The sequence below is a fragment of the Anaerobium acetethylicum genome (assembly GCF_900096945.1).
GTDB lineage: Bacteria > Bacillota > Clostridia > Lachnospirales > Lachnospiraceae > Anaerobium > Anaerobium acetethylicum.
The window spans coordinates 1-8,540 of sequence record NZ_FMKA01000066.1 but is presented as its reverse complement, the minus strand read 5'-3'; the positions used below and the strand labels follow the sequence as shown (position 1 = coordinate 8,540).

At 40.9% G+C, this 8,540-nt stretch carries 5 protein-coding genes; all 5 read left to right on the top strand.

The features are described 5' to 3' along the window. The first annotated feature begins 116 nt into the window (after positions 1 to 116). Positions 117 to 4,130, top strand: a complete 4,014-nt coding sequence (locus BJR36_RS19415) for a DUF4214 domain-containing protein (protein ID WP_091237088.1) — start codon at positions 117 to 119, stop codon at positions 4,128 to 4,130. A gap of 6 nt (positions 4,131 to 4,136) precedes the next feature. Next, a complete protein-coding gene (locus BJR36_RS19410) occupies positions 4,137 to 4,343 on the top strand; it encodes a hypothetical protein (protein WP_091237087.1) in 207 nt (68 codons plus the stop codon). An 84-nt stretch (positions 4,344 to 4,427) separates the two neighbouring features. Further along, on the top strand, positions 4,428 to 6,569 hold the full coding sequence (locus tag BJR36_RS19405) for a DUF4214 domain-containing protein (RefSeq protein ID WP_091237086.1): 2,142 nt from the start codon (positions 4,428 to 4,430) through the stop codon (positions 6,567 to 6,569). A 121-nt stretch (positions 6,570 to 6,690) separates the two neighbouring features. Further along, the gene (locus BJR36_RS19400; RefSeq protein ID WP_091237085.1) at positions 6,691 to 8,052 is read left to right on the top strand and encodes a hypothetical protein; all 1,362 of its coding nucleotides are present in this window, start codon (positions 6,691 to 6,693) and stop codon (positions 8,050 to 8,052) included. A 15-nt stretch (positions 8,053 to 8,067) separates the two neighbouring features. Then, the gene (locus tag BJR36_RS19395) at positions 8,068 to 8,472 is read left to right on the top strand and encodes a hypothetical protein (RefSeq protein WP_091237084.1); all 405 of its coding nucleotides are present in this window, start codon (positions 8,068 to 8,070) and stop codon (positions 8,470 to 8,472) included. Positions 8,473 to 8,540: the final 68 nt, after the last annotated feature.

Sequence of the window (8,540 nt, the reverse complement as noted above, 5' to 3'; positions counted from 1 at the left end):
CTATTTTACCACTTGCGGAGAGAAAATTTATATAAATGAAGCAATAAAACCCAGTAAAATCAATGGGTTGCGGCGTTTATCAAACGCCTATAAAACAAATATAAAAGGAGAGAAAGATGAAAAAGGGAAGAAAAGCATTATCAATCTTGCTGCTTATCTGTGTCTGCATAACCAGCTGCTTTGGCTATGCACCGATAAGCGTATCGGCAGCAGGATTACCGGCACCGGTTTTAAGCTATCTGACAGGAACAGAACAGGTAGTGACAAATGGTACAAATTATTATGCGGTAACCAGCAGTGAGGATGTAAACCGTATTAAGAATCTGACAAATTTTACTTTCTGCATGGAGTACAAGACCACAACCAGTGCACTCCAGTCGTTATTTTTTGCAGATGGAACTGGTGCAACCGCGAACCAGTATTTCAGTCTGTATATCTGGCCCCAGAATGTGACTGCAACGGATTCCGAAACAAAAGTTGGTATTGATGTCAGGGACGGATCAAAGAATCCAGTGATCAATTCAACGGCTGATGTACACAGTGTTGATGGAAACTGGCATAAAATTGCCATGACTTATAAAAGCGGCACGGGCTATGAAATCTATCTTGACAATGTCAAAGTCGGAAGCTTCACAGGTGCTGAATATAACACAAGATTTCTGAACAGTCTTGGTGTGCCAATGGATAATATGAGCTTCGGCTGTGGAACAAGACCAAGTGGAAGCAACAGCTATCCATTTACCGGTTCAATCAGAAATATAAAAATGTATGACCAGGTACTTTCTGCAACAGAGATCGATGGAGTTATGAATGGAGGAATCATCCTTGATTCAAAAACAGCGGTTTTTAATTCCTTAGGACAGGAAAAACAGCTTCAGGCAACGGTAACCTCTGCAGGCGCAGCAGTAACCTGGGCATCCAGTAATGCAGCTGTTGCAACAGTAAGCGAAACAGGTCTTGTGAAGGCAGTTGGATTTGGGGCTGCCAATATCACAGCTACTGCAGGTGGTAATTCGGCTGTATGCGCGGTAACTGTCAATTTTGAAAAAAGAGACCTGCATCTGGACGGAACAAGCGCAACGGTGGTAGATCTTTCAACTGAAGCTGCAGGTGTTAAAGCATTTGAAAAGGGCACCATCACAGCAAGATACCGTTCTGACAGTGATATGGAAAATAGTTCTGCAAACCTTATGACGCTTTTCAGTATTTCCGACAAAAATACTGCGGGAAATTACATAAATTTCTTTGTAAGTCCTAAAAATGGCAGTGTTGGATACGAACTGCAGAAAAACAACACGAGCATTAGCAATGTTAAAGTCTCTTCAGGTTTAAATATTACAAACACAAAATGGCACACAGTTTCCTATGTGTTTGACAAGGCGAACAGCATTTTTGTGATTTATATGGATGGAAAAGTTGTTACAAGCCAGACTGCCCAGAAAGATTTCCTGGCAGCACTCTCAGCTGAAGGAAACTGCATCAGAATCGGTGATATGTCCAGAGCGACAAAAGGCGATCACTTATGGCCATTCAAAGGTGATATTGAATTTTTACAGGTTTCAGGAGATGCTTATACAGCGGCGCAGATTGCAGACATTCATGATGCAACCCTGGACAGAACAGTAACAATCCTTCCTGAGGGTGCAGAAAGAACAGCTGATGTCGGCCTGTTCACACCAGGTGTTGGTTCGACAGCATACAGGATCCCGTCAATACTGACTACCAAAAAGGGAACAGTAATTGCTGCAACAGACAGACGTAATTCTGGTTCGGGAGATTATGGTGACATTGCACTGGCGATAAGAAGAAGTACTGATAATGGAAAGACATGGAGCGATATGCAGGTCCTCTCTGATCCACCACAGGATCCGACTGGCGGAGCTGGTGGCGGAAATGCAATGATGATCGATGCTGTCATGGTACAGGATCAGCAGACAGAAACTATCTACTGTATGATGGACTTTTTCCCTGAAAGTATAGGTCTGATGGATTCCAGTACGGTTGAGACTACTTCGGGTTATACGCAGGTCGGAGATAAGAGATATCTTACCCTTGTACGTGGTAATGGTATGAAATCCGGAAGCACAGGATCTTATATTTTAAAAGATGACAAAAAAGTATATGAAGTGGGAACTGACGGAGTAACACTTGCTGATACAGGTTATACAGTACCTGACTTTAAAACAGGAGAGGTCTTTTTAAATGGTGCTGCAGCAGGAAATATGTTCCTGTATGACGAACCGAATGATTCTCTGAACATCATGAAAACAAATTATTTATGGATCTTCAAGAGTACTGATGAAGGCCTTACCTGGTCAGATCCTGTAGATATTACCGGATCCCTGAAAAAAGACTGGATGAAATTCCTCGGTACAGGCCCTGGTGTTGGTATGCAGATCGAAAATGGCGAGCATGCCGGACGTCTGGTCTTACCAGTATATACAACAAATTCAAATGTAGGAGCCAGCCAGTCTTCTGCGGTTATCTACAGCGATGACCATGGTGCTACATGGACTTTGGGTGAAACAGTAAATGATGGAAGAAACGGACTTAAGACAGAGACCATGCAGTCCGGTGGTATCATTACAGAATCACAGGTAGTTGAAGTGGGAAATAATGGTGTTCTGAAATTATTTGCAAGAAACAGCGGCGTTGGCGGTGGTAAAGTTGTTATCTGTACAAGTACAGACGGCGGAGCTACATGGGATGACAATGTTCAGATCGACCAGGCTTTGACTGAAGTATATTGTCAGCTTTCCGTCATCAAATGGCCTGAAATGATCGATGGGAAAACAGCATACATATTTGCGAACCCTAGCGGATCAGGCAGAAATAATGGTAAAGTAAGGATCGGCTTCTATGACGAAGCGACAGATAAATTCACCTGGCCATATGAACAGCTGATCGTGAATGGCACATATGCGTATTCCTGTCTGACAGCACTTTCAAATGGAAGAATTGGACTTTTCTATGAAGGAGAAGCTCAGAACGGCGTAGCATATCGTATGGTGTATACAGATTTTACAGTTGACTGGGTAAAACTTCCAAGAACATACGTTGAACCAAAGCCGTCCATTACAAATGTGGAAGCGGCAGAAGCTGATGGAAAGCTTATATTCAATGTAACATTCGACCAGGCAATGATGAGTATGAAGGCTCCTGTGCTGAAATTCCAGTTAAACGGAGTTGATCAGACAGCCGATTTCGTGACATCCGGAAATTATGGAAAAGAATATGTGTTTGAATATGTATTAGAAGGAACAGAAACAGGAACCATCGTTGTGACAAATGTGGCAGCAAATCCTGACCAGGCAGCTTCATCAATCGGAAACTATGCAAACCAGATGCCTGCAGATGTTGCAGAAACATTTACTCTTGAAGATGAAGAGGTTTCAGCAACAGTAAGCTTCATCAACAGGCTCTACGAGCTGGTTCTTGGAAGGGATGCAGAGGATGAAGGAGTCGCATATTACGAGGAAGCACTTGCTAATGGCGACACTACAGGTGCAGATCTTGGACGCAGCTTCATTAAGAGCGAAGAATTCAAGAACCGCAACATGAATAATTCCGACTATGTCGAAGTGCTCTACAATACCTTTATGGACCGTGCTTCTGATGAAGGCGGAAAAGCATACTGGATGAACATGCTCGAAAATGGCGTTTCAAGGGATTATGTATTCAAGGGATTTGCTGAATCCGAAGAATATAAAGGCATCTGCGATTCCTACGGAATCATCAGTGGAACAGTAACGCTTACTGCAGAGAGAGATCAGAATGCACAGCTTACCATGTTCATCAACCGTATCTACACAAAGGCATTGGGAAGAGCCGGAGAAGAAGAAGGAATTGAATACTACGCAAAAGAAATAAATTCCGGAGAAATCGATCCAATCCAGGTAGCAAAGAATTTCATCTTCTCACCTGAGTTTGAAGATAAAAATCTTTCAGATGAGGAATATGTAAAAGTTCTTTACCGTACCTTTATGGACAGGGAATATGATGCAGGAGGATTGCAGTACCACCTTGATCGTATGGATAATGGGGTAAGCAAAGAAGATATTCTGGACGGATTTGCTTTCTCACCTGAGTTTAAGAACATCATGAATGGTTTTGGATTGGTTACGGAATAAGGAATTATGAAAACACCCCTGGCGCCTGTTGAGAGCGCCAGGGGTGTTTTTGGCGGAAGTTTTCCAAAACAGAAGATATGGTATGAAAAAGAAATAAAGATACAAAAAAACTGGATAATTGTGCAAATGCGTTTAAATGAATTTATGAGATACTTTCATGAGCGAGGTCAAGACGAATTATTATTGTACAGGCAGAGAAAATGGATTTATTAAATTTCTGCACTGGATACGGGGGATGAACCTTATCCTGGAAGATGCAGTCTGACGGCCCAAAAATAAATTTTGAGGAGTAAATAAATGATTAAGAAGTTAAGTTCTATCATACTGGCAGTAATGATCATGCTGACAGTACTGCCGCTTCCAGCGGCAACAAGCAAGGCGGCGGGCAGTACAGAGGCTGCAGCTGCAGATGAAGCGATGATTGGGAGTTTTGTGACACAGCTTTATGAAAAAGCCCTGTCAAGAGCTGCAACTGAAAGCGAACTGGCATACTACACAAACGCATTGTTAAGCGATGCAAGCGAGAGTACCTATATGACAGGAGTCAAGGCGGCATATAGTTTAATAGTAAGCCCTGAATTCAAGAGCCGTAATTTAAGCAATTCAGATTATATGGACGTGCTTGATACAATATTTATGGACCGTTCTTCTGGTGAAGGCGGAAAAGCTTACTGGATGAACTACCTTGATTATGGCGTTTCACGGGAATTTGCATTAAAGGGCTTTGCAGAATCGGCGGAATTTCAATGGATCTGTGACTACTATGGAATTGAAAGAGGAACAATTGTACTGACTGAAGCCAGAGACCAGAACCCGTCGCTTACCATGTTTGTATATCGTTTATATTCACATATTATGGGGAAAGCAGCAGAAGCAGATACACTGAATTTCTATGCAAATGAAATTCTAAGTGGCAGAATGCATCCGGCCTATGTGACGAAGAATCTCATTTTCTCAACTGAATTTGAAAACAGACAGCTTTCAGATACTGATTATATAAAAGTGCTTTATAGGACATTTATAGGAAGGGAAGCCGACGCAGACGGGCTTTCCTACCATTTGGAAAGAATGAAATCAGGCACATCCAGAAGAGAACTCTTTTACGGCTTTGTGAATACCCCGGAATTTTACCAGATAATGCAAGGTTTCGGACTGGAGTTTATACCAATTACTGACTCCACTGATTCAGTACCAGGTTCTGAATACCCGGATTTCACTGTTGAAAATGGGGTTCTGACCGGGTACACAGGTGACGGTGGAGATGTTGTTATATCGGAAGATCTTGGGATTACAAGTATTGGAAGTAATGCATTTAGTAGCTGCGTCACCCTGACCAGTATCACAATCCCTTCCAGCGTGACCAGTTTAGGGGCAAATGCATTTTCAAACTGTAGTGCACTGAGAGAAGTCGGATTTTCAGAAGGACTTACCAGAATTGGTCAGAATGCATTTTCAAACTGTGACGCATTAACAGAAATTGGGCTTCCAGAGAGCCTTACCCAGATTGATAGTTATGCATTTTCAAACTGTAATGAACTGACCGACGTATACTTTTATGGCAACGCCCCATCGATGGGCAGCGGCGTATTTGATTACACGGCAGATGACCTGAGCATATATTATTACTACAATGTATCCGGCTTCACCGATACCTGGTATGGATATGAGACGATAGGTTTTATGGTTTTCGACAGCGAAGCAGTCAGTGCCTTCATAACAAGACTGTATGAAAAAGTCCTTTCAAGGACTCCGGATGCAAGCGAAATCGAATATTATATGAACCAGTTATCTTATGAGGACTTTGAAGATCCAGCAATGACGGGAGCCGATGTGGGACGTGGCTTTGTGTTCAGCCCTGAATTCAAAAACCGCAATTTAAGCAATTCAGAGTTTGTTGAAGTGCTTTATACAACATTTATGAACCGTCCATCCGATGCAGGCGGAAAAGCGTACTGGCTGAATATGCTGGATAACGGCGTATCCAGGGAATTCGTATTCAAAAGCTTCGTGGAATCCAATGAATATGTAGATGTCTGCAATTCATGTGGAATCGTAAGCGGAGAGGTCGATCTGCCCGACGCCAGAGACCAGAATCCAAACCTCACCATGTTCGTGTCCCGCCTATATTCAAAGGCTCTGGGAAGAACGGCAGAAACAGATGGCCTTAACTACTACGCAGCAGAAATCCTTTCCGGAAGAATCGCCCCGGAAGATGCGGCACAGAACTTCATCTTCTCACCGGAATTCGAAGATAAGAACCTTTCAGATATGGAATATGTAAAAGTGCTCTACAGGACATTTATGGGAAGGGAATTCGATGAAGGAGGGCTTTCCTACCATTTGGATAGAATGGAAAATGGCGTATCAAGGGAGGAAATCCTTTTTGGATTTGCTTATTCTCCGGAATTTGAAGGGATTATGAGCAGTTTTGGACTGTAATATGAAAAGAATCGGATAACATAAAATTTTAAAGACAGTAATCTTCAGGAAGGAAACAGTTCCTGAAGATTACTGTTTGTGTTCTTGGAAAATATATTAGAATCGAGAGGTACCTGACACCATGAACATATTCACATCATCATCGTATGTAAACTACTCTGGTATAGGAGGGTTCTTCAATAGAATAGGTGATTTCTTTTATAATACATTTGCAGTAGATTTTGCAAATAGTAATGGTTTTACAAGGGCTATCTTTGATTGGGGAAAATCTGTTGCAGATGATGTGTCCTACTATAAAAAGCAGGCAGAAGATTGGTTTAAGCATGGAAATGGTAGATATGTATTAAACATAGTTGGAAGTATAGCATTGACGACAGTTGCAGTTGTTGGAACAGTCATCGCTGTAATGGGTATCCCTTTTACTGGAGGTTCGTCAGCTGTAATCGCCGTTGGGTGTATTGGAGCAATAGCTTCGGGAATTAGTGCAGGAATTTCTGCCTATAATACATATTGGACAATAAAGGAAAATAATCAGGCATTGAGTATAGAAGGGGATCCTGCAATGGCAAGATTTCATGGCGATGTTTCAAAATATTCTGATTATGTTGAAAAAACTGATTTTGGCTCGGCGGAAGCAAATCAAAAGGCGGCTAAAACAGCGCAAACGTTGAATACCACACAGGCAGTAGCAGATGTGGTGTCTGTGGGTTGTACGATGGCTACTACATTTGGTACAAAGAGCGTTCAGGTTGTGGATAAAACAGGTGCAGTAAAGGACATTAAGAAATTCGATTTTAGTCCGAGCAATGTTAAAACGAATGTGTTAAAAACATTTGGATTTAAGGTTGATAAAACTTCTGTTGTGGTAGATGAAGCTGGAATTACAAAGACAACAACTATTTCTAATCTTGACGATATGGGTAACTCATCAATAGAAATTGTAAGAGAAAGCCAAGAGGCAACATATAAAGCGACAACATTTGAAAAAACAGTCGATATTGCTGATGGCAAAAAAACAATTACAAAGACTCTTACATTAGATAAGGCATCTATGAGTACTGAATATGGAAGTGTTGTTGCATCAAATGGAGTTGTAACTCAAGAGGTGGCGGCATACAGCAATCATGCGTCTGCTAGTAGGACTGTGATTGATTATACAACGGCCTCATCAAGTGCAAAGAGTGTCGCAGCAGCAAAAGCTGCTTCTGATTCAAACTTGAAAAAAGGACTCACACTTGTTAAGAATACTGCTTCTAAAATATCAGATACCTCTACCTATTTAAAGGCAGATGATGATACACAAAGAAATATCACAATATCTAATTTAGTGAAGAAAAATTATTTTGTTAGTCAAGTAGATAAATATATTATTAAATATGATCCTAACAAAGAAAAAGTGTATGCTTTTGGAGATTTGGGAAAAAAGACAGAAAAAACATGGACTGAAGGTAAAAAATCATGGGATTTATTGGTCGCAAATTAAAAAGGGGAATAGCTTATGGATTTTAATGTTACAAAAAAGAATAAGAAAAAGGCTAGAAAAAATAGAATTCGTAAAGAAAAAAAATGGATTATTCCTAGAGTTGTGACAACCGTACTATATATTGTCTCTATTGTTTCGTTTTGCGTAGGTATATTTGTGATTTCTAATAATGATTATGAGAAATTACAAATATTTGGAATTATATTTGTTGTGACTTTTATTATTGCAATAATATTAAGTACTGTTGTGAAAAATCTTGCTTCTCATTGGATACAAGACCGCCTTAATGAAAAACTATGGATGGATGAGAATGCGTTATATCACTTTCAGCAAGTGGCATTTGCGGCAGGATTAAATTCTAGAAATGCTGATTCAACAGGATACACATTTGTAACCTGGATTCCCGCCACACATCACTAGGCAGGTGGCAGGACATCCATTGCTTCATATAGTTTTTTCTGTTTCTCGAGAACTTCGCCTATGCGTAG

What these genes read in the sequence shown, in the direction of transcription:
- BJR36_RS19405 (WP_091237086.1), top strand. Translation starts at nt 4,428, where the DNA reads ATGATTAAGAAGTTAAGTTCTATCATACTGGCAGTAATGATCATGCTG.
- BJR36_RS19400 (WP_091237085.1), top strand. Translation starts at nt 6,691, where the DNA reads ATGAACATATTCACATCATCATCGTATGTAAACTACTCTGGTATAGGA.
- BJR36_RS19415 (WP_091237088.1), top strand. Translation starts at nt 117, where the DNA reads ATGAAAAAGGGAAGAAAAGCATTATCAATCTTGCTGCTTATCTGTGTC.
- BJR36_RS19395 (WP_091237084.1), top strand. Translation starts at nt 8,068, where the DNA reads ATGGATTTTAATGTTACAAAAAAGAATAAGAAAAAGGCTAGAAAAAAT.
- BJR36_RS19410 (WP_091237087.1), top strand. Translation starts at nt 4,137, where the DNA reads ATGAAAACACCCCTGGCGCCTGTTGAGAGCGCCAGGGGTGTTTTTGGC.